Origin of the sequence: Comamonas odontotermitis, assembly GCF_014207855.1 — a bacterium.
Lineage (GTDB): Bacteria > Pseudomonadota > Gammaproteobacteria > Burkholderiales > Burkholderiaceae_C > Comamonas > Comamonas odontotermitis_A.
This window is the reverse complement of sequence record NZ_JACHKZ010000006.1, coordinates 116941-141962: the sequence shown is the minus strand read 5'-3', so window position 1 is coordinate 141962 and position 25022 is coordinate 116941. Positions and strand designations below refer to the sequence as shown.

Genomic DNA, 25022 nt, shown 5'->3' with positions numbered 1-25022 from the left:
AGGTTTATGCGTTTGTACGTCCGCCGAATCCACAACAGGCCACAAAAAAAGCGCACAGGCCTTGCAGCTTGTGCGCTTTCGATTATCGCCAATTGCAGCGCATTTGTGCGCCGTGGCCTGTGGCTTATGCGTATTCGGCCAGGGCCTTGCGCATTTTCTTCATGGCGGCCGATTCGATCTGGCGGATACGTTCTGCGCTCACCCCGTAGACGGCAGCGAGGTCGTGCAGCGTCATGCCTCCCGAGCCGTCGTCGTTCACCTTGAGCCAGCGCTCTTCCACAATGTGGCGGCTGCGCTCGTCCAGGGTGGCCAAAGCCTCCTGAATGCCATCGGTGGCCAGGTAATCGCGCTGGCGCGATTCGAGCATGGCGGTGGGCTCATGCGAGGCGTCGGCCAGGTAGGCGATGGGGCCGTAGGCCTGTTCGCCATCGTCCGAAGGGCTGGGGTCCAGCAGCACGTCGCCACCCGACAGGCGGGTTTCCATCTCGATCACGTCTTCACGCTTGACGTTGAGCTGCTCGGCCATTTGGTCGATCTCGCTCTCGGACAGGGTTTCGCGGTGCATGACACCGTCTTCCATGCCGGCGTCGGCCTTGAAGCCTTGCTTCATCGAGCGCAGGTTGAAGAACAGCTTGCGCTGGCTCTTGGTGGTGGCCACCTTGACCATGCGCCAGTTCTTCAGGATGTACTCGTGGATCTCTGCCTTGATCCAGTGCATGGCATAGCTCACCAGGCGCACGCCCTGATCGGGGTCGAAGCGCTTGACGGCTTTCATGAGGCCCACGTTGCCTTCCTGGATCAGATCGCCATGCGGCAGACCGTAACCCATGTACTGGCGGGCAATGGATACGACGAGGCGCAGGTGCGACAGCACCAGACGGCCCGCGGCATCTACATCGCCAGTGGCCTTGAGCTTTTTGGCGTAATTCAGTTCTTCCTCTGCAGTCAGCATGGGAATGCGGTTGGCAGCAGAGATGTATGCGTCCAGATTACCCAGGGGTGGTACCAACGACCATGGGTTTGCAGGAGCCAATGCGGTAGAGGGGATGGCGGCTCCAGTATGAGTTGTCACGCTAGAAGTCCTTTCGTCTATGCGATGCATAGTAACACCGGTGAGATTCCCTGAATTTGGTGGGAGTTCCCGCCGCTAGGATGGATTTGACCATCCTTTGATTTCGATGAAAAAATCAGCTTGACGCTTGTGTATAAAGCGCAGAAAGCTATGGTTTTAGGAGTTCTTAATAGTTCTTTACCATGCGCCGTTGCCATGTGTAGCCCTATGGCTGGCCTGGCCTGTCGGTTATGGCTTACACAGGCAGTGTGTTGCCTGACCGGTGAGGAGTAAGCGATGTATTTGCATGGGAGGTTGGAGTGCGCGCGTGGCTTGAAAGTTCCGGCCTAGCCTGCAAAATAACTGGAAATTCTCACAGTGGCCCCATATAGCAAAAATATCGATAAAAGGTTCGTTGTAGCTGATGGATTATTCATCACAAGCTCCTGTATTGATAGCAATCAGGTCTGATCGCTTCTTGTACCATTGCTGCCATGCAGATTTCAAACCCTCACCCCACCACCATTGCCTGGCTGTGTACGACTGTGGACAGCGAAGCCGCTGCTGGGCAACTGGCAGCCGCTGGAGTGCATGCTCGACTGGCGGCGTGCGCCCAGGTGGAGGCGATCCAGTCGTACTACTGGTGGAACGGTGAGTTGCAGAACAGTGCCGAATGGCGCATCACCTGGAAAACCACCTTGGCGCAGCAGCTGGCGCTGCAAAAGCTGCTCAAACCCCTGCACCCCTACCAGCTGCCGCAGTGGCTGTGGGGCGACAGCCAAGCGAGCCCTGCCTATGCAGCCTGGGTTGCGGCAGAGGTGACGGCGCCGCTGCAGGTGTAAGGGCTCATACCTCCACCACCTGCACGCCCTGCGCCCGCAAGGCAGCCAAGGCCGCAGCATTGGGTGTCGATGTATTGGTTAGCAGGGTTTGCGTTTCGGGCGTGGCGGCTACGGCATAGCGCCCACGCACGCCGATCTTGCTGTCGTCGGCCAGCACGCAGAAGGAGGATGACTGGGCGACCATGGCAGTGGCAAGGCTGGCTTCGTGCTCGTTGGCAAAGGTAACGCCATCCTCCGCACTGATGCCTACCGGAGAGACCATGGCCACATCCGCACGGTAGCGCCGTATCTCGTTGAGGGTGACTTCACCATAGGTGCTGGGGATTTCCGGGTTGGTGTCGCCGCCCAGCAGAATTACCCGTCTGCCCTTGCCATGCCCGCCATTGGGCTCGGATGGCGCCAGCTTGAGCGCCACGGTGATCGAATTGGTAACCACTACCAGGTGAGAGAGCAGGCTCAGCTCTTCGGCCAGGATGGCCGTGGTGGTGCCTGCGTCGATGAACACCATCTGCCCGGGCTGCAGCCGCTTGACGGCTGCCTTGGCAATGGCGCGTTTTTCGGCCACGCGCATGGCCTGGCGTTGCACAAAGGGGGGCTCCTGCTGGGTGACACCGGCTACGCCGCCATGCACCCGCCGCACCAGGCCCATAGATTCCAGTGCGAGCAGATCCTGCCGGACAGTTTCACGCGATACCTGCATGTCCTGAATCAAGTGTTCGGTACTCAGCCGACCTGCAGCGCTCAGCAGCGATTGGATTCTGGCAAACCTGTCTTCTTGCAGCATGGGGAACGATCCTTGGAGATGGCAGCTGGCGCTGATTGTGCGCCATTGTGATTGCAAAAAAACGTGGCCCCATCAGGGCCACGATAGCAGGGGCAGAAGGTGGCAGCCCGCACAGGGGCGCAGGCTGCGTTCACCTGTCAGCGCTTGCGGCGCTGGCGCCATCCTGCAGCACCTGCCAGCAGGGCAGATGCCAGCAGCAGAGCCACTGGGTTGCCTACTGGTACGGGCGTGGGCTGGCCCGCTCCGGGGTTCGGATCAGGATCGACAGCGGCAGGGGTGGCCACCAGTACCGGATCGAGGATCGCGCCGTTGGTCTTGCCATCCTCATCCAGCGCGCCACCGTCGGTGATGGTGTAGCTCACGGCATTGCCTGCGATGCTCGCCTGGCCCGTGATGTCGGTGGCTACCAGCTTTCCGTCTGCGCCAGTGCTGACCTTCATCACGCGGCTGTTGGCAGGCAGGTCCTTGGGCAGGGTGAGCTTGACCTGGGCGCTGAAGCCCTGCTGGTTGCAGTCAGCAATGGCAAAGGACACCAGGCCGGTGGCCGCCTGGAGGTTGCGGGGCAGCAGGCCTGCGGGTACGGCGGCGGCGCTGGACTGGGTGCTCTGGCAGGTGGCGGGAGCCTGTACTTGCAGACCGATGGCGGGCTGGCCACCTGCGGAGCCGGGGAGCTGCACGTTGATCAGGTCCTTGACCGGCGGCTCGGGCTCCGGTGCGGGGTTGCCAAGCTCGAACGACCCGGCAGCGCTCCAGTCTGACCAGTTCAGGTGTTCATCGCGCACACGAACGCGCCAGTACCAGCGCTCGTCGGTGCCCAGCTTCAGCACCTCTGGGGCTTGGCCTCCAAAGGGGTCGAAGGCCGAACCTTTGCTGCCATCGCCTTGCAACAGGCGGGCAAAACATTGGCGGCCGCCTTGGCGATCCGGCCCGTTGTCGCCGTTGTCGTCCCATTTGTAGGCACAGCTCCAGCGGTCGAGCAGGCTATTGCCGCCGGCAACCACGGCCGTCATGACCTTGGCGCGCGGGGTGGCAGCGCCCACGTTCGGGTACACGCGCTTGGGGTTGGCCAGCAACTGGCCCAGGGCCAGGGTCGAGATGTCCACGCCGTTCTGGGTGTTGGTGCGCACACCGTTGATATAGCTCCAGTTTTCGCGGCGCGTGTCGTTGCCCCACACGTCGTAGACCGGCTGCGCCTTGCCAAACTGCGCGTCCTTGGACAGCTGCCATTGGGCTTCGTACACACCTGGAATGCCTGCGGCGTTGTAGGACAGCTGGACCGATGCCGGATCGACCTTGCCCAGCCTGGCTTGCGCCAGTTGCGGCGTCACGGCCCATTTTTCGCTGGTGATGGAGATGGCGTCGTCGGGGGTGGTGCTGGTGGCCGAGGCACCCAGGTCGTAGCGCTTCCAGGCCAGCTCTGGCGCTGCGCCGCCAAAGCGTGCTTCGAGCGTGCCGTAGCCGAATGTGAGCTTGGTGTTGGCGATGACATCAAGGTCGCTGTCGTCGTCCTGCCTGGCGCTTTCCAGGTTACCGCTGCCCGACGCCACGTTCAGCCACAGGTGGCGGCTGTCCATCGAGTTGCCGCGTTCATAAAAATGCACGTGGCCGTTGAGGTTGACGGTGATGGCGCCGGTGCTGCGGCCATAGTCTTCCATCTGCGAGATGAAATCGCAGGCCGCCATGACCTCGCCCTGGCGCCATTTCTCGCTGAGGCAGGGGTGGTGGTTGAGCAGCACCATGTAGGGCTTCCTGTCCTGGCGGGTCTGCTGCATCAGGCCGGTGAACCAGTCCAGGTGCTCGCGCATGTAATCGGCGCGGAACAGGCCGCGGCCGTTGTCATAGCTGCTCCAGCCGCCGGTGTTGTGCATGGCCGATGCGGGGTTGAAGTCGCTGCCCACGATGCGCATGCCCAGGTAGTCGAGCGAATACCAGTGCAGCGGGTGCTTGGCCGAGCCGTTGGCTGGCATGCGGTTGAAGTACTTGCGGTAGGTCTTGGCCCAGTTTTTCTCGGCGCCTTCGCTGGCCTGCTCGTTGGCAAAATACTCGTGGTTGCCGGGTGCGGGAATCAGCGGCACATAGGCGGAGATGGCGCTGAGCGGGCCGAAGAACTGGCTGGCCCAGTGGCTGCGGGTTCCACCCGAATTGACCAGATCGCCCGGCACCATGAAGCCTGCCACGGTCTGGGCGCATTGCGCGGCAACGCCTGCGCAGTCGTTGTTGATCACGCTCTGGGTGATGTTCTTGAAGCGGTTGGCCAGGCCGTCTTGGGTGTCGGAGACGACGGCAAACTTGGCGCTGGTGACGCCATCGCCTTCCTTGGGCCAGGTCTTGAACTGGAAAGGGCCAGCCAATCTGGGCGCCGCGCTGGTGCCGGTCACTACGGCATATTCATACAGCGTGTTCGATTGCAGGCCCTTCAGGTCGGCAAAAAAGATGCTGTTGTCGGCAAAATCGCCGACCGGATTGACGGCTGGCACCAGTGTGTATGGGCCTGTGCTGCCAGCCCTTCGCAGCCAGACGGTGGGGGCGGGTTCGGTGGTCTCCAGCATCACTGCCATGTGGTCTGGGCCGGGGTTCTGCAGGGTGGGGCCAACACTCAGCGTGGGCTTGGCGGTGGTATCGGGCAGCTTGGCGGGGTCGAAAGGCGCGGGGGGTGCGCTGGTGTCTTCGTCCAGCAGCACATCGTCCACGGCCCAGTACCAGTTGTTGGCGGTGCTGCGGTAGTTCCAGCTGATCTTTGCGGTGGTCGCATCGGCAGGCACGGTCAGCGTTTTTTGGAAGGCTTGGTTCAGCGTATCGGAGGTCAGGGCAAAAGTCTGGGCGCTGCCCTTGTCGAAGCTCACGATCACGTCGGCGGTCTGCGGCGCCTGGCCCTGGCGGTAGTGGGTGTTGAAGCTCAGCTGGTACTTTTTGCCAGCGGCCACGTTGACGGCAGGGGTTTCCAGCGTCGCGCTGTAGACCTTGGCAGCCCGCAAGCCGTCGGATTCGATCAGCGCAATGCCATTCGATCCCAAACCGAAATCACCGCGTTTGGTGGTGGCGTTGGTGGTTTTCTGGGCAACCCAGGTGCTTTTGTTCAGAAATTTCCAGCCCAGCCAGGTGGCCGAGCCGGTGGTCACCTCCACCGGGCCTTCCGATCCATCGCTGTAGTAGGTACGTGCCGTCCAGCCTGCGGGTGGGGTGGAGCCGACCGTGTTGTCGACAGCTGCCGCATCGAAGTTCTGGGTCAGCACAGCCGCTGCCTGCGCGCCGCCGAGGCTGGCAATGGCCCAGAGCCCCCCGGTACACAGTAATTGCCATCTTGATTTCATGCATCCTCCTGCCCGCAGGCATCGTTTTTTGGAACAGATTGGCGTTTGCCAAGAAAGTGCAAAAAATAGCAAATTTGCATGAAATTACAATGACACCCAGTACTCCAACCATGCAGTTCTGCGAGGATCACCCTCGGTACATTCGCAAGCAGCGCTTGGGCTTGGGCTTGGGCTTGGGTTTGGGCACCGGCACCAGTTGCGACTTGCACGCGGTAAATAAAAAGCCCCGCAGTTGAAGTGCGGGGCTTGGACGGGGTGGTGTCTGCCGTGTGTTCAGGTCAGCAGGGCCTGGGCAAATTCCTTGGCGCTGAAAGTCTCCAGGTCTTCGACCTTCTCGCCCACGCCGATGAAGTACACGGGGATGGGGCGTTCCTGCGCAATGGCCGCCAGCACGCCGCCCTTGGCGGTGCCGTCGAGCTTGGTCACGATCAGGCCTGTCAGTTGCAGGGCATCGTCAAACGCCCGTACCTGGTTGAGCGCGTTCTGGCCGGTATTGCCGTCGATCACCAGCAGCACCTCGTGCGGCGCCGTGCCGTCGGCCTTGGTTACCACGCGCTTGATCTTCTTGAGCTCTTCCATCAGGTGCAGCTGCGTGGGCAGGCGGCCTGCGGTGTCTACCAGCACCACATCCTTGTTGCGGGCCTTGCCGGCGGTCACCGCGTCAAAGCTGACGGCTGCCGGGTCGCCGCCTTCCTGGCTGATGATTTCGACCGTGTTGCGGGTGGCCCAGACGCCCAATTGCTCACGCGCAGCGGCGCGAAAGGTGTCGGCCGCCGCCAGCAGCACGCTCTGGCCCGCATCGGCCAGGTGCTTGGTCAGTTTGCCGATCGATGTGGTCTTGCCCGCGCCATTGACGCCCGCCACCATGATGACGGTGGGGCTGTGCTCGCCAATGACCAGCGGCTTTTCCAGCGGCGCCAGCAAGTCGGCCAGTGCATCGGCCAGCAGGCCCTTGACGGCGGCGGGGTCGGTGGTCTTGCTGTCCTTGACGCGCTGTTTCAGATCGTCCAGCAGGTGCTGCGTGGCTTTGACACCGGTATCGGCCATCAGCAAGGCCTCTTCCAGCTCCTCGTACAGCTGCTCGTCTATCTTGGTGCCGGTAAAGACGGTGGCAATGCTCGAACCCGTCTTGCGCAGGCCGCTTTTGAGCCGGGTCATCCAGCTGCCGCGGTCGCTTGCGGGTTCGGGTGCTATAGTGATAGGAGCTATTGGAGCTTGCTGGGCGGGTGCTGATGGCGTATTTTGCTCTAAGGCAGTGGGCGCCTCAGCCTTGCCGCCCCTGCCCAGTGCACTGCGCAGCCAGCCGGGCTTGGCGGGTTCGGCAGCGGGGGTGGATACTGGCAGGGCCGCAGGTGCAGGCGCGGGGGCCGGGGTAGGCTCGGCAACAGGCGCTGTGTCCGCTGTGGCAGGTGCTGCGTCGGCAGCAGGAGATTTTTTCTTGAAAAAACTGAACATTGTGGGCTACGTAGAATCAGCCTATTCTATGAAACGTTCCTTCACTTTGCTGGCCTTGATGGCCTCCTTGGGCAGCGGGGCATCGCTCGCGCTGGCAACTTCGCCGCCTCCGGCGCCTGTGATCACCCAGAACGCTGCCGGTGCGCAGCAGTTCACCCTCTCCAACGGCATGACGCTGATCGTGCAGCCGGACAAGCGCGCGCCGACGGCCGTGCACATGGTCTGGGTGCGCGTGGGCAGCATGGACGAGGTGGATGGCCGCTCGGGTCTCGCCCACGTGCTGGAGCACATGATGTTCAAGGGCACGCCCACAGTGCCGCCGGGAGATTTCTCGCGCAAGGTGGCCGCGCTGGGCGGGCAGGAAAATGCCTTCACCAACCGCGACTACACCGGTTACTACCAGCAGATTCCGGCCGGCAAGCTCGAAGACGTGATGCGCCTCGAATCCGACCGGTTTGCCCATAACCAGTGGCCTGACAGCGAATTCAAGAAAGAGATCGAAGTCATCAAGGAAGAGCGCCGCATGCGCACCGATGACAATCCGCGCTCCAGCCTGATGGAGCAGCTCAACGCCGCTACCTGGCAGGCATCGCCCTACCACCGCCCCGTGGTGGGTTGGATGGGTGATCTCGATTCGATGCAGCCCGATGATGCGCGTGATTTCCACAAGGCCTGGTATGTGCCGGAGAACGCCGCCGTCGTGATCGCAGGCGACGTGGATGTGGAGAAAGTGCGCCAGTTGGCCGAAAGGTACTACGGCAGCATCCCCAAGCAGGCGCTGCCAGAGCGCAAGCCCCGCCCCGAGCCACTGCAAAAAGGCATGCGCCGGGTTGATTTCAAGGCGCCCGCCGAGCAGGCCTATGTGCTGATGAGCTTCAAGGTGCCCGATCTGCGCAACATCGTCGCGCCCCAGGCAAGCGACAAGGACGCGATGGCGCTGCTGATGCTGTCGTCGGTGCTGAGCGGTTACGACGGCGCGCGCCTCGACCGCCGCCTGACGCAAGGCCCGGCGCGTGTGGCCGATGCGGCCTTCAGCGGCGCAAGCGTGGTGGCGCGTGGGCCGTCCACCTTCATGCTGGGCGGTGTGCCATCGCAGGGTAAGACCGCCAAGGAGGTGGAAGATGCACTGCGCGCTGAAGTGGCGCGCGTGGCCAAGGAAGGCGTGAGCGAGGCCGAGCTGGCACGTGTGCGCACGCAATGGCAGGCATCGACCGTGTATGAGCGCGACTCGGTATTCGGTCAGGCCAATGACCTGGGCTCGAACTGGGTGCTGGGCCTGCCGCTTGACACCAACGACCGCCTGCTCGCCCTGCTCAAGACGGTGACCCCTGCGCAGGTGCAGGATGTGGCGGCGCGCTACTTTGGCGACGACCAGATGACCGTGGCCACCTTGCTGCCCCAGCCCTTGACCGATGCCGACCGCGCTGCCCAGAAGCGCAGCGCCGGGCAAGGCAAGGATGGCGCGGTGCACTGACCGGGATCGAAGGAACATGGCTTGCGCAAGCTGGGGTTGTGCACGGTGCTTTTCCACAGGAGAAGCCTCGCAGATCGCAGCTCGCGCAGTGACTACGGAATTGATAGCGTGAGGCGCGCACCAGTTGCGCGCCTCAGGCTCAAAGCAATGATATTTTGCCGTGCATGCTCTGGCAACACGGCTCTGGCAGGTGAGAAACCCATGCACAAAGCTTCTTGCAAAACTCTGATCGGCGGCGCTGTTGCGCTGCTGGCTTCGCACTCCGCCTGGGCGCTGCTGCCCATTGAGCACTGGACGCAGGACAGCGGCGCCCAGGTGTGGCTGGTGAACAGCCCGACGATCCCGATGGTGGATGTGCAGATCAATTTTGACGCGGGCAGCCGCCGCGACCCAGCCGCCCAGGCGGGCCTGGCCAGCGCGGCCGCGATGATGGCAGCCAAGGGCGTGAAGGCGAATGGCGCCCAGCCTGCACTGGACGAAAACGCCGTGGGCGAAGCCTGGGCAGACCTGGGCGCTACGTTCGAGGCCGCAGCCAGCAACGATGCGCTGAGCTTTTCGCTGCGCTCGCTGACCGACTCCAGCCTGCTGGGCAAGGCGGCCGACCTGGCAGCACGCCAGATGGCCCAGCCCAGCTATGACGATACCGTCTGGCAGCGCGAGCGCGAACGCTGGAACGCATCGATCAAGGAAGGCAACACACGCCCACCCGTGGTGGCGGCGCGCGCCTTCGGCAAGGCCGTATTTGGCTCGCACCCTTACGGCCAGCGCGCAACGGAAACCTCCCTCACCCAGATCGACCCTGCTGCCATGCGCCAGTACCTGGCCCGCTCGGTGGATGCCTGCCGCGCCAAGGTGACCATGGTGGGCGCGCTTGACAAGGCGCAGGCCGATGCGCTCGTCAAGCGCCTGCTGGCCAAGATGCCTGCAACGCCCCGGGCGCAGTGCGCGCCGCCGCCTGCGGTTCCCGCTGTGCAGCCGCTGGCCAAGGCGGAAGAGATCCAGATCGCATTCGATTCGGCCCAGGCGCAGGTGCTCATCGGGCAGCCCGGCATCCGCCGCGCAGACCCCGATTTTCTCGCCGTGATGCTGGGCAACCAGATTCTGGGCGGCGGCGGTTTTGCATCGCGCCTGATGGAAGAGGTGCGCGAAAAGCGTGGCCTGGTCTATGGTGTGTATTCCACCTTCAACCCCGGGCTGGATGCGGGTGCTTTCCAGATCGGTCTGCAAACCCGGCCCGACCAGGCTGCCCAGGCGCTGAAGGTGACGCGCGAGGTGCTGGCCACCTACATTGCCGAGGGGCCTACCGACAAGGAGCTGCGCGACGCCAAGGACAACCTCATCGGCGGCTTTGCGCTGCGCGTGGACAGCAATGCCAAGCTGCTGGGCAACGTCACCAACATCGCCTGGAACGGGCTGCCGCTCGATTACCTGGACCACTGGACCGACCGTGTGGAAGCTCTGAGCAAGGAAGATGTGCGTAAGGCGATGGCGCGCATGGTGCAACCCGACAAGGAAGTGACCGTGGTGCTGGGTGCCAAAGCCGGTGCCAAGACCGACGCCAAGGCAGAAGCCGCTGCGGCGGGTACGCAGCCAGGAGCCAAGCAGTAATGGGGCGCAGCACCATCAAGGATGAGCGCAGCCTGCGTGCGCTGCAGGCTTTGGCCAGCCAGCCTGCCCCCGCCACCGCAGCGCCCGGCAGCAAAGCCCCAGGCGCAAGCCGCTCGGCGCGTGTGGCTGCATCGGCCGCAGGTGAGATCCGCATCATCGGAGGCCAGTGGCGCCGCACCAAGCTGGCCGTGCTGACCAAGCCTGACCTGCGCCCCACGCCCGATCGCGTGCGCGAGACGCTCTTCAACTGGCTGGGGCAGGATCTGGCGGGCTGGCGCTGCCTGGACGCCTTTGCTGGCACAGGCGCGCTGGGGCTGGAGGCCGCATCACGCGGCGCGGCGCAGGTGCGCATGGTCGAATCCGACCAGCAACTGGCAGCGCAGCTCAAGCAACTGGTACAGAAGCTGGGGGCCAGCACGGTTGAAGTATCGCGCGGCGATGCGCTCGCTGCGCTGCAATCGGGCAGCGGTCGCTGGGACGTGATTTTTCTCGATCCGCCGTTCTCGGGTGCCCTGTTTGAACCTGCGCTCAAGGCTGCGCACCAGGCACTGGCCGAGGAAGGTTTCGTGTACCTGGAGGCCCCCGAAGCCTGGAGCGATGAGCGCCTTGCTCCGCTGGGCTTCATGCTGCAGCGCAGTATGAAAGCAGGCGCAGTGCATGCTCACTTGCTGCGCAAGCGCAACCAGCAGCCTGCGTAGTGGCATTCGCCTGCGTGACAGCTTTGCCGCGTAGAACTTGAGCGAAAGCCAAAATCGTTTATGCTGCGCTGCAATGTACATCGGCTAGATAGTCTTTGCAGAGCTCCCCGCTGCATGGAATGGATGTGAATCGCGCGAGACCGCGTTCAGACCACGGCAGGGAGTTTTGCAGAGGTTCCTTTGCACGATGCAGCTTTGCAGTGACAGCAGGAGACAAGCATGACCCTGGCCATCTACCCCGGCACTTTTGACCCTATGACCTTGGGCCACGAAGATGTGGTGCGCCGCGCCTACCAATTGTTCGGCAACGTGATCGTGGCGGTGGCCGAAGGCCATCACAAGAAGACCATGTTCACCCTCAAGGAGCGGCTGGAGATGGCGCGCGAGGCGGTCAAGCACTATCCCAGCGTGCAGGTGGCCAGCTATTCGGGTCTGCTGCGCGATTTCGTGGTGGCCAACGGCGGCAATGCCATTGTGCGCGGCCTGCGCGCCGTGACGGACTTCGACTACGAGTTCCAGCTGGCAGGCATGAACCGCTCCCTGATGCCCGATGTGGAAGCGGTATTTTTGACGCCAAGCACACGCTACCAGTTCATCAGCAGCACTTTTGTGCGCGAGATTGCATTGCTCAGCGGCGAAGTGGACAAATTCGTCTCGCCCTACGTGGCTGACCAGCTGCTGCGCAAAGTAGCGCAACGCAAGGCAGAAGAGCAGGAACCGCGTTGATCGATATTTTGCTATTTATTAAATAGCATTTGACGCTTAGGGGCTGCGCGAAAAACCTTATTCATTGGTTTTTCCCAACCCATACTGCTGTGCCAGCCAGTGGCTGATGTTTGCACCCACGGCCTGCGGACGCTCCATGGTCAACATGTGGCCGCAGCGGCTGACCCACTGCAACTGGGCGTGCGGTATCAGATCAGCAATTTCCTGCGCGCATTCGGGGGGTGTCAGCTGGTCGCTGTCGCCACACACTACCAACACCGGGCAGGTGCATTGCGGCAGGTGCAGGCGTGCATCAGGGCGCGCAGTGATGGCGCGGTTCTGGCGTGCCAGTTGTGCGCCACCAGCGCCGAGCACCATGTCCAGATAGGCGCGTACCAGGTCTGGGTTGGCGGCGCTGTCCGGGTGGAAGGCCATGGACACATTGGCGCGGATCAAATCTTCAAAATCTCCGGCCTCGAACATCTCGATGGCGCTTTCGCGCAGCGCGCGCATCTCTTCGCTCTCGGGCCGCGCATTGGTGCCACACAACACCAGGCCTGCAATGCGGTCTGGCGCCTGGCGCAATGCTTCCATGGCGATGATGCCACCCATGGAGGCGCCACACAGCACCAACTGCCCCGGGTGGCTTGCCAGCAGTCGGGTGGCCATCGTTTCAATGCTGTGGTCTGCCGGGTGCATGTGGGGCTGGCTCGTGGTGATCTGCATGCCGCGCGGCAAATGTTGTGCGACGGATAGCCACAGCCGTTCATCGCAGCCCAGCCCCGGAATCAGAACGAGGTCGGGTTTGTTCATGGCGCCTGTAGCGGAGGGGTGGCGGGTGACAGCAGGCCAGCGCCCTGGGCATGGAGCGGGTGCGGGCGGTGCACCAGCGCATGCACATAGCGCAGTTTGTGCAGCGCTCCCCCGGAGAGCGCGAAGGGGTATGCATCCAGCTGGCCCAGACTGCGATTGAGGCTGTTCAGCAGCAAGGTCACCGGCACCCACTGCGCTACCATGGCTTCAAACGAGGGCGGTGGTTGCGAAAATGGGTCTTCCACCTGTACGGCAGGGGGCGCGGCGGTTTCGGGCACGCACAGCCGGGTGTTGTAGCTGGCTGCGGTTTCCAGCAGATCGACCAGGTGGAGGTAGTGCGCCCAGGATTCTGCCCAATCTTCCCACGGGTGGGCGCTGGCATAGGCGCTGACGAAGTTCGGGCTCCATTGCGCATAGTTTGGCGGGTTGGCGTAGTAGCTTTGCAGCGCCTGTTGGTAGTCCTGCCGCTCGTCGCCAAACAGCTGGCGAAAGCTTTCCAGCTCGCCACCATCGCGCACCAGTTTGTCCCAGAAGAAATGTCCGGATTCATGTCGCAGATGGCCAAGCAGGGTGCGGTAGGGCTCGTGCAAGGCCACCCTGCGGCGTACGCGCTCGTCATCGTCTGCTTCGGCAATATTGATGGTAATCAGGCCGCTGGCATGGCCCGTGATGACGGGTGAGCCCGGCACATCGGCCAGGAATTGGTAATGCGGCGACCAGCCAGGTTCCTGCGGATGCAGACCCAGGCGAGCCAGTGTGTAGTACAGCTGGCGCTTGGCTGCTTCCAGTTTCCGCCAGCGCAAGGTATTGCCCTCTACCGACAGATCGGGCAGCACCAGGGTCTGCCTGCAGGCGCTGCACACCCGATGGGGGTCCTCCGCGGGAATCGCAAAATTGCAAATCTGGTGCTGCACGCGGTTGGCGCACATGCGGTAGTGCTGCGGAGCGTCAGATTTTGCATTCAGGCCGGTGCCGTGCTCATGGGGGGGGCGGTAGCGTTGGTAGTGGCCCTTCTCCGCGTCAGCCGCCGGATCGACCTGCAAGGCGGCAACGGTGTCGCTGTCGGGCAGATAGGCCAACTCTGCGCCGCAATGCACGCACTGCACGCTTTCAAAAAACACGAGGTGACCGCATTGGTCGCAATGGAACATGCGCATGGCAGGAGCTTAACCGAGTTGGCAGACAGCACCAAGGGCTGAGAATAGTGGGGGCTATGGCGTTATAAGTCGAGCACCGTGCAGCACCGGGCCTAGACACACCACAATAAAAAACAGGCCCGAAGGCCTGTCTTTGGAATGTGAAGACCGCTTATTGCTTGACGATCAGGCTGTTGCGCACTTCGGTCACGCCCTTGACAGAGCGGGCCAGTTCACCTGCGCGGTCCTTTTCAGCTTGCGACTTGGCAAAACCGGACAGTTGCACGATGCCGCCGTCGATGGTCTTGACATTGATGCTGGCGGCCGAGGTGGTGGCGTCATTGGCCAGCTTGGCCTTCACGGCGGTGGTCACTGCGGAACCGTCGATGTACTCACCCACGGTTTCCTGCTTGCGGGCCACGGAGCAGCCAGTAGCCATGACCACGGTTGCACCAGCCAGAGCGGCGATAGCGATAGCACGGGACAGATTCATACGATTTCCTCGGTTAGATAAGGTGCTTTGACAATCAATCGGCATGTGCACCCTTTGTAATTCAGTGCCGACAGATAACTCGGTAACGCGGATCAGATTTCAGTCGCGGCGGCGTGTGGCCATGATGACCAGGGTAGCCAGCGCAGCGCCTGCAGCCATGGCGATGGCCATCGACTTGCCAGGCTGATCCGAGACGTATTCGTTGGCGCGTTCCTGTGCACGGTAGAACTGTTCACGGGCACGGTGCGAGGTGTCTGCCGCGTGGCGGATACCGCGTTCTGCGAAATGCTGGGCGCGAGATGCGATGTTGTCGATCGAGTGGCGCTTTTCGTTGCCGAACTCGTCAATCGCGCGTTCTGCCTTGTGTGCCGCAGAGTGAACTGCCTTGCGGGTGGAATGCACCGCATTTTCTGCACCGTCCAAGACGTCCTTGGCAACGTCTTGCGCTTTGTCTACGGCTTCCTGTGCAATTTTCTCAGTATTCATGTAAGCCCCTTTCTTCGTGTTCAATGGTGATGGTGCAGTGTACGTTGACCTGCGGCAGCAACTCAAATGTATCCGGAGGTGACCCCGCCTTCAAGCACTGCCCATACCTACTTTTTTAACAAGCCTGTCAGGAACGAGATCACCGCGAGGACGATGAAAACGAAGAACAGGATCTTGGCGATACCCACTGCGCCAGCGGCAATGCCGCCAAAGCCAAATACGGCAGCAATCAGTGCGATCACCAGGAATACAACAGCGTAATGCAGCATTGTTTTCTCCTTTTTTATTTGCGCTATTTCGATACAAAAGAGCGATGGATTGATTGTGCAAACGTGCTGCGAGGTCCGGTGCCGGTCATGGCGGGGTTAGGGTGTAGGAAGAATCTTGCAGTTTCTGATTTGAGGCGGCGCCTTTGCCTGGGTGGCGGCTCTCGGTTGAGGGCAGAGAAGCATAGGGCAATGCCGTCTGCGCCTTTGAGAGCACACCAGCGCGCTTATGACAGGCTTGGCGGCAACGCCTTGGTCTGCGCACTGGCGGCGCTGCCAGATTGGGGCAACACTGCTTCCACCAGAGTTCCTCGGTTGGGGGTAGAACGGATGTTGAGCCTGCCGCCCAGGGCTTCGACCCGATGCCGCATGCCCGCAAGCCCATGCGACGATGGGTTGATGGAGAGCGGATCGAAGCCCACGCCGTTGTCATGCACCTGAATGGCAATGTGGGTGGGATGGTTCTGCAGGTGTACCTGCACCTGTGTGGCCTTGGCATATTTGCCAATGTTGGTGAGGGATTCCTGAACCAGTCGGTAGATGGTCAACTGCGTGGCTTCGGGAGCATGGATGGTTTCCAGATCAAGCTCCACTGCGATATTGCTGCTGTCTGAAAATTCCTTGCCCAGGATTTCCAGGGACGGTGTCAGTCCTAGATTCGAAAGCGAGGAGGGCCGCAGGTTTTCGATGATGCGGCGCTTGAGCGCAATGCCGCTGTTGAGTGTTTCAATCAGATGTTGTATGCGCTCCTGCACATCGGGCATTGACATGTCGATCTTGGATTTGAGCCGCGCGACATCGAGCTTGGCGGCGGTCAGCAACGCGCCCAGTTCGTCATGCAGCTCGCGCGCCAGGTGGGCGCGCTCGTCCTCACGCACCTGTTGCAGGTGCGTGGCCAGCTCCGTCAGCGACGCAGTACGCTGGCGCACCTGCTTTTCCAGCTGGTCGCGCTCGTCCTGCAGCATTTTCTGTTCGCGCAGCATCAGGTCAGTCAGTCGATTGGATTGGCGCAGGTACAGATAGAACGCAATCAGGCCGATGACACTGACGACCGCGATCCCGATGCGGGACAAGGCGAGCGAGCGCACAATCTCTGCCTCGTTGTGCGCCCGGCGTTCATTGCTGTGGGTCACCAATTCGGCCCCCAGGCTGCGCACCCGCTCCATCGACGCCTTGCCGTCCGGGCTATTGATGAGGTGGCGCCAGGCGCTGTCAAAGCCCCCTTTGCGCAATTGCACGCTCAGGTCCATTTCGTTGATGCGCTTGGCAACTTCCCGGCCAAGCAGCGACGAGATCTGCAGGTCTTCTGGAAACAGGCTGTAAATGGCGCGCAGTTCATCGACCGCATTGTCCACATTGGTGGACGCCTGGTGGTAAGTGTCGAGGTAGCGGTCCTCTCCGGTTAGCAGATAGCCGCGCACACTGGTCTCTGCATCCGCCATCTGCTGCATCAGCTTGTCAAGCGTGGTGCGGGTCTGGAAGGTGATGCTGAGGTTCTGCAGCGAATCATTGGAGCGGTAGTAGCCGACTTCATTAATGCTGATCAGAACCAATGCCGCCAGGAAGGCGGCGGGCAGACTGATGGCCCATTTGCGCAAGCGCGACCAACGCATGAAGCATCCTTTTCTTTTGAGTTTGCGTTTATGCTATTCATAATAGAGCAATTGCTATGCTGTGTATGCATGGCAGCGATTCGTAATACCTGTTGCTGTGCGCAACGCAAGGAGGCTTATGATCAAAGTAGGAATCGTTGATGACCACGCCATTGTCCGTTCGGGCCTCAAGCAGTTTCTGGCCGAGCATGTGGATCTGCGTGTGGTGGGCGAGGCCGCTAACGGACGTGAAGCCATCGATCTGGTTCGCAACGAAGAAATCGACGTGCTGATTATGGATCTGTCGATGCCCGGACAAAGCGGCATCGACGCCCTGGCCATGCTGCGCGCCAAGGCGCCAGACATGGGCATTCTGATACTGAGCGGCTACCCCGAGGCGCATTACGCGATCAATCTGATCCGGCAAGGCGCAAGCGGCTACCTGAACAAGGAGTGCGATCCTTCGGAGATCGTCGAAGCCATACGCACCATTTCCCTGGGCAAACGTTACCTGACGCCGGCGGTGGCAGATTTGCTGGCGCAGCAGTTGCATCGCAAGGATGATGTACCGCCGCACGAGCAATTGTCGGAGCGCGAATTCCAGGTGTTCCTGAAGCTGGCGCGGGGCGAGACGGCAGGCAATATCGCCGATCAGCTCTCGCTGAGTGTCAAGACGGTGAGCACCTACCGCACGCGCCTGATGGAGAAGATGGGCCTGTCGTCCAACAGCGACCTGACCTATTACGCGCTCAAGAATGGTTTGATCGACTGAGCTGCAAGCGTGCTTGCCATAAAAAAATGCGGCGGTGCCGCATTTTTTTATGGAGGAGAGTGCTTCGTCAGCGTATGGAGGAAGAGCACTCCATGCAGTAGTCGATGAGCGCATCAATGTCCTGTGATTTGTCGAACACCCGGTTTGCCCCGAGCTGTGTGCAACGATCACGCATATTGGGCGTGGCGTAATTGCTCAGCACCACGAGATGCTGCGCGGGCTTGCGTTTGCGCAGTTTTTCCAGCACACCCAGACCGCTGCCTTCCTGCAGAAAGATATCGACAATGGCAAGATCCCAATCGGCGGTATTGTCTTGCAGCCAGGACGCCGCAGCGGACTCGGTGCTGGCGTGGCCTACCGTCTCCACATCCGCCAAATCCTCCAAAGTGGCGATCAGGTTCTCGCGGATCGTCTTGTTGTCTTCTACTAAATAGGTTCTCAATCGGCGTGGCATTGTTCTGAGACACAGGTTTGTGACGTGCTGTAACAATGATACCAAGCCCATAGGCGTTTTCCATCGGTGTGCAGGGAAGGTCCGAGTAGGACAACTTCTACAAATGCCAGTCTGGTATTGGCTTTGATGGGGGCTGGCGAGGCTTGCGGCGCCGCCAGCATGCGGGTTTATCCGGCACTGTGATGTTGCCCCTGGCATACGGGGCAATGGGGATTGGCACGTATATGCATGGTGTTCCATTCCATATGCCTTGCATCCAGCATCATCAGGCGGCCGTCGAGTGTGGTGCCAATATCTGCGATCACCTTGAGTGCCTCAGCAGCCTGCATGGTGCCAATGATGCCGACCAGCGGCGAGAAGACGCCCATGGTGGAGCAGCTGATTTCCTCGAATTGCTCCTCTGGCGAGAAGACGCACGCATAGCAGGCGGCATGGGCCTGGCGCCGGTCAAATACGCTGATCTGCCCATCGAAGCGAATGGCGGCGCCGCTCACCAGCGGTTTGCCGTGGATCACACACGCTTTGTTGATGGCCTGGCGCGTCCGGTAGTTGTCGGTGCAGTCCAGTACCACGGTGGCATGGCCGATATGCTGCGCGAGTGTTTGTGCATCCACGCGCTCTGCCACCGAGTGCACGGTGATGCCGGGATTGATTTCTTTCAGCGCCGTGGCGCAGGATGCCACCTTGGACTGGCCGACGCGCGCCGTCGTATGGGCGATCTGGCGCTGCAGGTTGGTCAGGTCCACGCTGTCATCGTCGATCAGGGTGATGGTGCCCACGCCAGCGGATGCCAGGTAGAGTGCCGCGGGGCTGCCCAGGCCGCCAGCTCCCACGATCACGGCATGGGCAGCCAGAAATTTCTCCTGTCCCTCAATGCCGATGTCGTCCAGCATGATGTGGCGGGAATAGCGCAGCAGTTGATCGTCGTTCATAGACTGCTATTGTCGGTAAAAACAAAGGCCGGAGCAGGGTGTCTGCTTCCGGCCCGGTTGGCATTTTTGAGGTTTATTGTCGCAGGCGCATTGCGCCTATGGCTTACTGCTTGGGCTTGCCGTCTTCCTTCTTGGCATCGGGCTTGCCCGGCTTGTCCGATTCGCTCTTCTCGCCGTCCTTCTTTTCTTCAGGGCGCTCGATCTTGGTCTTGCTCACCTGTACGGGCTCGCCCTTCAATTTATGCAGGGCTTGCTGCAGCTGGAAGTCCTTGTCCGAGCCAAACTCAGGGGGGCGGCGTTCGGAGGCGGGCTTCTTGCTTTCTTCGTCCAGGCGCTTCAAGGCTTCTTCTCGCGCCTTTTCACGGGCTGCGTCCTTGACTTCGGGGCCTTGGCCGCTGGCCAAATGCTTGTCCAGATCGGCTTCGCGGGTACGCAACGCTGCAAACAGGTCGCCCTCGGCGGTTTCGTCCACCATGATGTCGGGAACGATACCCTTGGCCTGGATGGACTGACCGCTAGGCGTGTAGTAGCGCGCCGTGGTCAGCTTGATGCCGGTATCGGGGCCCAGCGGACGCACGGTCTGCACCGAACCCTTGCCAAAGGTCTGCGCACCCATGATGGTGGCGCGCTTGTGGTCTTGCAGCGCACCAGAGACGATTTCGGACGCGGAGGCGGAGCCTTCGTTGACCAGTACCACCAATGGAATCTTCTTGATGGCCGGAGGCAATGACTTGATCGGATCGTTGCCACGGCGGGCATAGAACTCAGGCGAGGCACGGAAGGTGGCCTTGCTCTCGGCCAACTGGCCGTTGGTCGATACCACCGTGACATCGGATGGCAGGAAGGCTGCCGAGATGGCAACTGCCGCATCCAGCAGGCCGCCCGGGTCGTTGCGCAGATCGAGGATCAGGCCCTTCATGTTCGGGTCTTGCTTGAACAGCTCGTCGACCTTGCGCACAAAGTCGTCCACCGTACGCTCCTGGAACTGCGATACGCGCACCCAACCGTAGCCCGGCTCCACCATCTTGGCTTTCACGGACTGGGTCTTGATTTCGGCGCGGGTGATGGTGACTGGGAAGCTGCGACTCTCGTCCTTGCGCAGAATGGTCAGGGTCACCTTGGTGTTGGGTTCGCCGCGCATTTTCTTTACGGCTTCGTTCAGCGACAGACCCTTGACGGCAGTGTCGTCAATTTTGGTGATCAGATCGTTGGTCTTGATACCGGCCTTGTCGGCTGGCGAGCCTTCAATGGGCGAGACGATGCGGATCAGGCCATCTTCCTGGGTGATCTCGATGCCCACGCCGACGAATTTGCCGCTCGTGCCTTCCTGGAATTCCTTGAACGACTTCTTGTCGAAGTACTGCGAGTGCGGATCCAGGCCCGAGACCATGCCGGAGATGGCATCGGTGATCAGTTTCTTGTCGTCCGTCGGCTCGACATAATCAGTCTTGATGAGGCCAAACACGGCAGACAGTTGCTGGATTTCCTCCAGCGGCATCGGAGACATCACCCCCCGCGCCACAGTCTGCAACGAGACGGTTGTGAGCGCGCCGGCGACCACGCCCAGTGAAACCCAGCCGGCAATCTTCAATTTTTGGCCCATATGCTCAAAACTTTCTATAGCGCGCCAATATACACCGAAGCGCTTAGGCGGGGCTTAGCGCGATGGGCTTTCGCAGTGCAGTGACAAGTCTTTACTTTCCGAACGACGAGCTGCGGTTCGGCTGATCCATTGCCAATATTCACACAAATAAGCGTCTATCGTATGCCAGATATGAACTCTATGCTATCAAAAATGAAAAGGCTGTCTTCCTGAACGAAGACAGCCCTCAAAAGCAGCATCCTGCCAATGCTTTGTGCGCTTGTTATGCCTTGCCTTGCGATGCCACAGCGGCGGCGGCCTTGGCAGCGGCTTCGGCATCGCCCAGGTAGTAGTGGCGGATGGGCTGGAGCTTGTCGTCCAGCTCGTACACCAGCGGAATGCCATTGGGGATGTTCAGGCCCACGATATCGCTGTCGGAGACACCGTCCAGGTACTTGATCAGCGCGCGGATCGAATTGCCGTGTGCTGCGATCACCACGCGCTGGCCGCTCTTGATGGTGGGGGCAATGGCCTCGTTCCAGAACGGCACCACGCGCTCGACCGTGTCCTTGAGGCATTCGGTCAGCGGAACATGGTTTTCGGCGCCGGCATAGCGGCGGTCGCTCTTTTCGCTGCGCGGGTCGCCGGCTTCCAGAGCGGGCGGCGGGGTGTCGTAGCTGCGGCGCCAGACCAGCACTTGCTCGTCGCCAAACTTCTTGGCGGTCTCGGCCTTGTTCAGGCCTTGCAGGGCGCCATAGTGGCGCTCGTTGAGCTGCCAGCATTTCTGCACGGGCAGCCAGGTGCGGTCCATCTCGTCCAAGGTGTGCCACAGGGTGCGGATGGCGCGCTTGAGCACGCTGGTGTAGCAGACGTCGAAGTCATAGCCCTCGGCCTTCAGCAGCTGGCCAGCTTGCTTGGCCTGGGCAACGCCGGTGTCGGTCAGATCCACATCGGTCCAGCCGGTAAAGCGGTTTTCCAGGTTCCAGGTCGATTCGCCGTGGCGGATCAGTACGAGCTTGTACATGGTGTCCTCATGCAATGATAAAAACTGGGGTTGTGCCCGCCATGAAAAGAGAAGCTGCTATGCTTTTTGGTGTTTTATCGGCATGGGCAGCGCATGGGGCGCGCAAACATTGGGGCCGATTGTAGGGCCCAAGCGAATGCCCGCAGTGCGCAGTCTGCCAGTGCGGTGTGCCGGGCAAAAGGCTATTGCGTGCCACTGGCATGGCAGCGCTTTTAAAATGGTCGGCTGTTCTCAATTCAAGAAGACAAGGGTTTGGTGTGAACTTTATTCTCGACAACTGGTATCTGATCGTGCTGGCGCTGGGCTCGGGGGCGTTGCTGGCGATGCCTGCCATGAAAAGTGTGGGCGGCGGAACGCTGGCGCCCACCAACGCGGTGCAGCTGATCAACCGCGAAAAGGCTGTGGTGGTGGATGTCTCCGAGCCAGATGAGTACGCGGCCGGACACGTGACCGGCTCCAAGAACATTCCGCTTGCGCAGCTGGAAGAGCGCCTGCCCACAACTGTCAAGAACAAGGCGCTGCCGCTGATTCTGGTGTGCGCGCAGGGCAAGCGTGCCCAAGGTGCCGTGGCTGCGGCGACCAAGCTGGGCTACACCAACGTGCAGGCCCTGGCTGGTGGTATGAAGGCCTGGCGCGCTGCGGACCTGCCCGTGGAAAAGGCCTGAGACTCCTATTTGCTTCGAGGCGTGACGGGGGGGCACTCCTGGCTGCTTCGGGGCTTGATTTTCGGGCTGCAGACCCCATCTGCCCCTGTATAGAGGGTGCTGGCCGGTTCTGGCCCAGCGCCTTTGTTTTATCTGTGTGCCGCCATTGCTGCGGCACGCCAAGTGCGAGGAAAACGCTCCATGCAAGCCGTCAAGATGTATACCACCGCCGTCTGCCCTTACTGCATTCGTGCCAAGCAAGTGCTCAAGTCCAAGGGTGTGGAGAACATTGAAGAAATCCGCATCGACACCGATCCGGCGCAGCGCGAGGTGATGATGCAGGCCACGGGCCGGCGCACGGTGCCACAGATCTTCATCGGCGATACCCATGTGGGTGGTTGCGATGACCTGATTGCGCTGGATCAACGTGGCGGGCTGATGCCGTTGCTGGGCGCCTGAACGTCTACCCCTAACCGCCAGGAAGCGCAAGCCTGGGCATTTTTTCTGCAGCATCCAGCCATTGCATAATGGCAGACTGCATGCGAGAGGGGCGCACACCGTGCGGTGCTCGTACAGCATTGCACGTTCACCCGATTCACTTTTTCAAGCGAAAGACAGACCACCATGGCGGATCAAGAAAATCCAGTGTTCCAGATTCAACGCGTGTACCTGAAGGACGCATCGCTGGAGCAACCCAATTCCCCAGGCATCCTGCTGGAACAAACCCAGCCAAGCGTGGACATCCAGCTGGGCGTGGAAGCCACCCCTGTGGCCGAAGGCATCTTCGAAGTGGCCGTGACTGCCACCGTGCAGACCAAGATCGAAGACAAGACCGTGTTTCTGGTCGAAGCCAAGCAAGCCGGTATCTTCGAAATCCGTGGCATCCCCGAAGAGCAGATGGGCGCCGTGATTGGCGTGGCCTGCCCACAGATCGTCTACCCTTACCTGCGCGGCAATGTGGCAGACATCGTGACCCGTGCTGGCTTCCCGCCCGTGCACCTGGCAGAGATCAACTTCCAGGCCATGTACGAGCAGCAGCAGGCCCAAGCTGCTGGCGCTGGCGACGCGACCGTTCAGTAATTGCACAAAGCGGAGCAGGGCTGCACACAGCCCCCGCACACAAAAGGCCTTGCCACCCCCGGGTGCAAGGCCTTTGTTCTATCCGCTTGTGGTAAAAATGCTCAATCACCCTTGATTGGTATCAGTAGTTTGCTATGAAAATTCTAGTTATCGGCGCTGGCGCCTGGGGTACGGCCCTGGCCATGAACGCGGCCTCCCGCCATACGGTGCAGTTGTGGGCGCGTGATGGTGCACAGGCTGCTCAGATGCAGGCTGCCGGTGAGAATACCCGCTATCTGCCCGGCATTCCCTTCCCGGCGGGGCTGCAGGTAGCCAGTGGTGATGTGCAGCCACTGGTGGCGGGCGCCGATCTGATCGTGCTGGGAACGCCCATGGCCGCATTGCGCAGTGGCCTTGCCATGCTGCACGGCAGCCTGCAGGGCCGCCAGGTGCCGGTGGCATGGCTCAGCAAGGGCTTTGAGGCTGTGCCGGAGGGCGCGCCCGCAGGCAGCCATGGCTTGCTGGGCAACGAGGTTTGCGCTCAGGTCGCAGCGCAGCTGCACGCTGGTGTGCTGAGTGGCCCTAGTTTTGCGCAGGAGGTCGCACGCCACCAGCCAACCGCCCTGGTGGCTGCCAGCGAGCATGCAGATGTGCGCGACGCCCTGGTGACGGCCTTTCATGGCAACAACCTGCGGGTGTACGCCAATGATGACATCACGGGTGTGGAAGTGGGCGGCGCCGTGAAGAACGTACTGGCCATTGCCACCGGCCTGTGCGACGGGCTGAACCTGGGCCTGAATGCGCGTGCGGCGCTCGTGACACGCGGCCTGGCTGAAATGACGCGCCTGGGTGTGGCCCTGGGCGCGCAGCACGATACCTTCATGGGTCTGTCGGGCCTGGGCGATCTGGTGCTGACGGCCACGGGGGACCTGTCGCGCAACCGCAAGATCGGCCTGTTGCTTGCACAGGGCAAAAGCCTGCACGATGCGGTGCAGTCGCTCGGCCATGTGGCCGAAGGCGTGTACAGCGCGCGCACCGTGCTGCAGCGCGCCCAGAAGCTGGGCGTGGAGATGCCCATCACCGAGACCACCGTGGCGCTGCTGGACGGCAGCATGCCGGTGCGCGATGTGGTGCAGGCATTGATGGGGCGTGAGCCGCGCGCTGAATAGGTTTGGTTCTGTCAAAAGAAGAGCTGCTGGCGCTTGCAGAAAGGGCGTCAGCAGCTCTTTTGTTTTATGCAAGCGATCCCAAAAAGCAGCGCCTGCCATGACTGGGGCCGGAGCGTAGGTTGCCGTCGAATTATTGGAATGGAAAATGGAACAATAAATTCTGATTTGGCATATTTATCCGAAATGGTCTCGTACATACACTGAATACATCGATCAACGAGAAACATACACGGTGATATACGCCGCCCCGTTGAGCGAACCGGCCCGCCGCAGGGGCCCGCCGGAACCTCTCAAAGGAATGAAGATGAAGAACGCACGTAACTTTTCGATGGCCGCAATGGCTGCTGCCCTGATGATGGGCGCTGGCGTGGCACAGGCCAACCCATTTGAAGGCGATCAGGCCATTGCGCCCAAAGCCGTGGTCAGCACGCTCAGCCGTGCCCAGGTGCAGGCAGAACTGGTTGCCGCGCAGCGCGACGGCTCCATGCCTTTGGTGGGCGACCGCATCAATACCTACAGCGGCGAGCGCCAGACCTCGACCCTCAGCCGTGCCGAAGTGCAGGCCCAGGCCCACCAGGCCTTGGTCGCTGGCAAGCTGCCCCAGGGCAATGGCTCCTTTGGCGAGTAAGCTGCATCGCCGGGCCCACGCCCGGCTTCAACAAAAAACGCCCG

The 25022-nt window shown here is 61.3% G+C and carries 25 protein-coding genes; 11 read left to right on the top strand and 14 right to left on the bottom strand.

Annotated elements, in window-relative coordinates; genetic code table 11:
* Window positions 1–124 precede the first annotated feature (124 nt).
* A complete protein-coding gene (rpoH, locus tag HNP33_RS07035; RefSeq protein WP_184706574.1) occupies window positions 125–1102 on the bottom strand; it encodes an RNA polymerase sigma factor RpoH in 978 nt (325 codons plus the stop codon).
* Window positions 1103–1545: 443 nt separating this feature from the next.
* Here rpoH and cutA point away from each other — a divergent pair, with 443 nt between their 5' ends.
* Window positions 1546–1893: a divalent-cation tolerance protein CutA gene (gene cutA, locus HNP33_RS07030; RefSeq protein ID WP_184706576.1), complete on the top strand. Its 348-nt coding sequence runs from the start codon at window positions 1546–1548 to the stop codon at window positions 1891–1893.
* Window positions 1894–1897: 4 nt separating this feature from the next.
* On the opposite strand, the gene HNP33_RS07025 is transcribed toward cutA, so the two are convergent.
* The 3 genes from HNP33_RS07025 to ftsY form a co-directional block, all read right to left on the bottom strand.
* Window positions 1898–2677: a DeoR/GlpR family DNA-binding transcription regulator gene (locus tag HNP33_RS07025; RefSeq protein ID WP_184706578.1), complete on the bottom strand. Its 780-nt coding sequence runs from the start codon at window positions 2675–2677 to the stop codon at window positions 1898–1900.
* Between the two features lie 137 nt (window positions 2678–2814).
* Complete coding sequence (locus tag HNP33_RS07020) at window positions 2815–5988, bottom strand: metallophosphoesterase family protein (protein WP_184706579.1); 3174 nt, start codon at window positions 5986–5988, stop codon at window positions 2815–2817.
* A 273-nt stretch (window positions 5989–6261) separates the two neighbouring features.
* Window positions 6262–7443: a signal recognition particle-docking protein FtsY gene (gene ftsY / locus HNP33_RS07015; protein WP_184706581.1), complete on the bottom strand. Its 1182-nt coding sequence runs from the start codon at window positions 7441–7443 to the stop codon at window positions 6262–6264.
* Between the two features lie 28 nt (window positions 7444–7471).
* Between ftsY and HNP33_RS07010 the strand changes: the two genes are divergently transcribed.
* The 4 genes from HNP33_RS07010 (at window position 7472) to coaD (ending at window position 11949) form a co-directional block, all read left to right on the top strand.
* The gene (locus HNP33_RS07010; protein ID WP_184706583.1) at window positions 7472–8917 is read left to right on the top strand and encodes a M16 family metallopeptidase; all 1446 of its coding nucleotides are present in this window, start codon (window positions 7472–7474) and stop codon (window positions 8915–8917) included.
* Window positions 8918–9118: 201 nt separating this feature from the next.
* Complete coding sequence (locus HNP33_RS07005; RefSeq protein ID WP_184706585.1) at window positions 9119–10525, top strand: M16 family metallopeptidase; 1407 nt, start codon at window positions 9119–9121, stop codon at window positions 10523–10525.
* A complete protein-coding gene (gene rsmD / locus HNP33_RS07000) occupies window positions 10525–11223 on the top strand; it encodes a 16S rRNA (guanine(966)-N(2))-methyltransferase RsmD (RefSeq protein ID WP_184706587.1) in 699 nt (232 codons plus the stop codon). Before HNP33_RS07005 ends, rsmD begins: the two co-directional genes overlap by 1 nt.
* 219 nt (window positions 11224–11442) lie before the next feature.
* Window positions 11443–11949, top strand: coding sequence for a pantetheine-phosphate adenylyltransferase (gene coaD / locus HNP33_RS06995; protein WP_184706589.1), 507 nt, complete (start codon window positions 11443–11445; stop codon window positions 11947–11949).
* A gap of 57 nt (window positions 11950–12006) precedes the next feature.
* Here the strand turns inward: coaD and HNP33_RS06990 are convergent, their stop codons facing one another.
* From HNP33_RS06990 to HNP33_RS06965, 6 genes are all read right to left on the bottom strand, one after another.
* Complete coding sequence (locus tag HNP33_RS06990; RefSeq protein ID WP_184706591.1) at window positions 12007–12741, bottom strand: alpha/beta fold hydrolase; 735 nt, start codon at window positions 12739–12741, stop codon at window positions 12007–12009.
* Complete coding sequence (locus HNP33_RS06985; RefSeq protein WP_184706593.1) at window positions 12738–13898, bottom strand: zinc-binding metallopeptidase family protein; 1161 nt, start codon at window positions 13896–13898, stop codon at window positions 12738–12740. The genes HNP33_RS06990 and HNP33_RS06985 overlap by 4 nt, the downstream gene beginning before the upstream one ends.
* A gap of 151 nt (window positions 13899–14049) precedes the next feature.
* On the bottom strand, window positions 14050–14370 hold the full coding sequence (locus tag HNP33_RS06980) for a BON domain-containing protein (RefSeq protein ID WP_184706595.1): 321 nt from the start codon (window positions 14368–14370) through the stop codon (window positions 14050–14052).
* A gap of 99 nt (window positions 14371–14469) precedes the next feature.
* Entirely contained in the window at window positions 14470–14856 is a 387-nt protein-coding gene (locus HNP33_RS06975; RefSeq protein WP_184706597.1) for a hypothetical protein, read from the bottom strand.
* A gap of 107 nt (window positions 14857–14963) precedes the next feature.
* Entirely contained in the window at window positions 14964–15125 is a 162-nt protein-coding gene (locus HNP33_RS06970; protein ID WP_184706599.1) for a DUF1328 domain-containing protein, read from the bottom strand.
* Between the two features lie 224 nt (window positions 15126–15349).
* Entirely contained in the window at window positions 15350–16735 is a 1386-nt protein-coding gene (locus HNP33_RS06965; protein WP_184706601.1) for a CHASE3 domain-containing protein, read from the bottom strand.
* Between the two features lie 118 nt (window positions 16736–16853).
* Between HNP33_RS06965 and HNP33_RS06960 the strand changes: the two genes are divergently transcribed.
* Entirely contained in the window at window positions 16854–17486 is a 633-nt protein-coding gene (locus HNP33_RS06960; protein ID WP_184706603.1) for a response regulator transcription factor, read from the top strand.
* A gap of 67 nt (window positions 17487–17553) precedes the next feature.
* Here HNP33_RS06960 and HNP33_RS06955 read toward each other — a convergent pair whose 3' ends face one another.
* The 4 genes from HNP33_RS06955 to gpmA form a co-directional block, all read right to left on the bottom strand.
* Window positions 17554–17940: a response regulator transcription factor gene (locus HNP33_RS06955; protein ID WP_184706605.1), complete on the bottom strand. Its 387-nt coding sequence runs from the start codon at window positions 17938–17940 to the stop codon at window positions 17554–17556.
* Window positions 17941–18107: 167 nt separating this feature from the next.
* Complete coding sequence (locus HNP33_RS06950) at window positions 18108–18872, bottom strand: HesA/MoeB/ThiF family protein (protein WP_184706607.1); 765 nt, start codon at window positions 18870–18872, stop codon at window positions 18108–18110.
* Window positions 18873–18975: 103 nt separating this feature from the next.
* The gene (locus HNP33_RS06945; protein ID WP_184706609.1) at window positions 18976–20475 is read right to left on the bottom strand and encodes a S41 family peptidase; all 1500 of its coding nucleotides are present in this window, start codon (window positions 20473–20475) and stop codon (window positions 18976–18978) included.
* A 262-nt stretch (window positions 20476–20737) separates the two neighbouring features.
* The gene (gene gpmA, locus HNP33_RS06940; protein ID WP_184706611.1) at window positions 20738–21478 is read right to left on the bottom strand and encodes a 2,3-diphosphoglycerate-dependent phosphoglycerate mutase; all 741 of its coding nucleotides are present in this window, start codon (window positions 21476–21478) and stop codon (window positions 20738–20740) included.
* Between the two features lie 257 nt (window positions 21479–21735).
* Here gpmA and HNP33_RS06935 point away from each other — a divergent pair, with 257 nt between their 5' ends.
* From HNP33_RS06935 to HNP33_RS06915, 5 genes are all read left to right on the top strand, one after another.
* The gene (locus HNP33_RS06935) at window positions 21736–22143 is read left to right on the top strand and encodes a rhodanese-like domain-containing protein (protein ID WP_184706614.1); all 408 of its coding nucleotides are present in this window, start codon (window positions 21736–21738) and stop codon (window positions 22141–22143) included.
* Between the two features lie 180 nt (window positions 22144–22323).
* Window positions 22324–22581 carry a glutaredoxin 3 gene (gene grxC, locus HNP33_RS06930; RefSeq protein ID WP_184706616.1) on the top strand — a complete coding sequence of 86 codons (258 nt, stop codon included), beginning with the start codon at window positions 22324–22326 and terminating at the stop codon, window positions 22579–22581.
* Between the two features lie 165 nt (window positions 22582–22746).
* Window positions 22747–23202 (top strand): protein-export chaperone SecB, encoded by a 456-nt coding sequence (gene secB / locus HNP33_RS06925; protein WP_184706618.1) that lies wholly within the window; start codon window positions 22747–22749, stop codon window positions 23200–23202.
* A gap of 134 nt (window positions 23203–23336) precedes the next feature.
* Complete coding sequence (locus tag HNP33_RS06920) at window positions 23337–24350, top strand: NAD(P)H-dependent glycerol-3-phosphate dehydrogenase (RefSeq protein ID WP_184706620.1); 1014 nt, start codon at window positions 23337–23339, stop codon at window positions 24348–24350.
* 304 nt (window positions 24351–24654) lie between these two features.
* The gene (locus HNP33_RS06915; protein WP_184706623.1) at window positions 24655–24978 is read left to right on the top strand and encodes a DUF4148 domain-containing protein; all 324 of its coding nucleotides are present in this window, start codon (window positions 24655–24657) and stop codon (window positions 24976–24978) included.
* Window positions 24979–25022: the final 44 nt, after the last annotated feature.

What these genes read in the sequence shown, in the direction of transcription:
- HNP33_RS06960 (WP_184706603.1), top strand. Translation starts at nt 16,854, where the DNA reads ATGATCAAAGTAGGAATCGTTGATGACCACGCCATTGTCCGTTCGGGC.
- HNP33_RS07010 (WP_184706583.1), top strand. Translation starts at nt 7,472, where the DNA reads ATGAAACGTTCCTTCACTTTGCTGGCCTTGATGGCCTCCTTGGGCAGC.
- HNP33_RS06985 (WP_184706593.1), bottom strand. Translation starts at nt 13,898, where the DNA reads ATGCGCATGTTCCATTGCGACCAATGCGGTCACCTCGTGTTTTTTGAA.
- HNP33_RS06955 (WP_184706605.1), bottom strand. Translation starts at nt 17,940, where the DNA reads ATGCCACGCCGATTGAGAACCTATTTAGTAGAAGACAACAAGACGATC.
- HNP33_RS06975 (WP_184706597.1), bottom strand. Translation starts at nt 14,856, where the DNA reads ATGAATACTGAGAAAATTGCACAGGAAGCCGTAGACAAAGCGCAAGAC.
- HNP33_RS06965 (WP_184706601.1), bottom strand. Translation starts at nt 16,735, where the DNA reads ATGCGTTGGTCGCGCTTGCGCAAATGGGCCATCAGTCTGCCCGCCGCC.
- cutA (WP_184706576.1), top strand. Translation starts at nt 1,546, where the DNA reads ATGCAGATTTCAAACCCTCACCCCACCACCATTGCCTGGCTGTGTACG.
- HNP33_RS06970 (WP_184706599.1), bottom strand. Translation starts at nt 15,125, where the DNA reads ATGCTGCATTACGCTGTTGTATTCCTGGTGATCGCACTGATTGCTGCC.
- HNP33_RS07005 (WP_184706585.1), top strand. Translation starts at nt 9,119, where the DNA reads ATGCACAAAGCTTCTTGCAAAACTCTGATCGGCGGCGCTGTTGCGCTG.
- ftsY (WP_184706581.1), bottom strand. Translation starts at nt 7,443, where the DNA reads ATGTTCAGTTTTTTCAAGAAAAAATCTCCTGCTGCCGACGCAGCACCT.
- coaD (WP_184706589.1), top strand. Translation starts at nt 11,443, where the DNA reads ATGACCCTGGCCATCTACCCCGGCACTTTTGACCCTATGACCTTGGGC.
- gpmA (WP_184706611.1), bottom strand. Translation starts at nt 21,478, where the DNA reads ATGTACAAGCTCGTACTGATCCGCCACGGCGAATCGACCTGGAACCTG.
- rsmD (WP_184706587.1), top strand. Translation starts at nt 10,525, where the DNA reads ATGGGGCGCAGCACCATCAAGGATGAGCGCAGCCTGCGTGCGCTGCAG.
- secB (WP_184706618.1), top strand. Translation starts at nt 22,747, where the DNA reads ATGGCGGATCAAGAAAATCCAGTGTTCCAGATTCAACGCGTGTACCTG.
- HNP33_RS07020 (WP_184706579.1), bottom strand. Translation starts at nt 5,988, where the DNA reads ATGAAATCAAGATGGCAATTACTGTGTACCGGGGGGCTCTGGGCCATT.
- HNP33_RS06990 (WP_184706591.1), bottom strand. Translation starts at nt 12,741, where the DNA reads ATGAACAAACCCGACCTCGTTCTGATTCCGGGGCTGGGCTGCGATGAA.
- HNP33_RS06980 (WP_184706595.1), bottom strand. Translation starts at nt 14,370, where the DNA reads ATGAATCTGTCCCGTGCTATCGCTATCGCCGCTCTGGCTGGTGCAACC.
- HNP33_RS07025 (WP_184706578.1), bottom strand. Translation starts at nt 2,677, where the DNA reads ATGCTGCAAGAAGACAGGTTTGCCAGAATCCAATCGCTGCTGAGCGCT.
- HNP33_RS06945 (WP_184706609.1), bottom strand. Translation starts at nt 20,475, where the DNA reads ATGGGCCAAAAATTGAAGATTGCCGGCTGGGTTTCACTGGGCGTGGTC.
- HNP33_RS06950 (WP_184706607.1), bottom strand. Translation starts at nt 18,872, where the DNA reads ATGAACGACGATCAACTGCTGCGCTATTCCCGCCACATCATGCTGGAC.
- HNP33_RS06920 (WP_184706620.1), top strand. Translation starts at nt 23,337, where the DNA reads ATGAAAATTCTAGTTATCGGCGCTGGCGCCTGGGGTACGGCCCTGGCC.
- HNP33_RS06915 (WP_184706623.1), top strand. Translation starts at nt 24,655, where the DNA reads ATGAAGAACGCACGTAACTTTTCGATGGCCGCAATGGCTGCTGCCCTG.
- grxC (WP_184706616.1), top strand. Translation starts at nt 22,324, where the DNA reads ATGCAAGCCGTCAAGATGTATACCACCGCCGTCTGCCCTTACTGCATT.
- rpoH (WP_184706574.1), bottom strand. Translation starts at nt 1,102, where the DNA reads ATGCATCGCATAGACGAAAGGACTTCTAGCGTGACAACTCATACTGGA.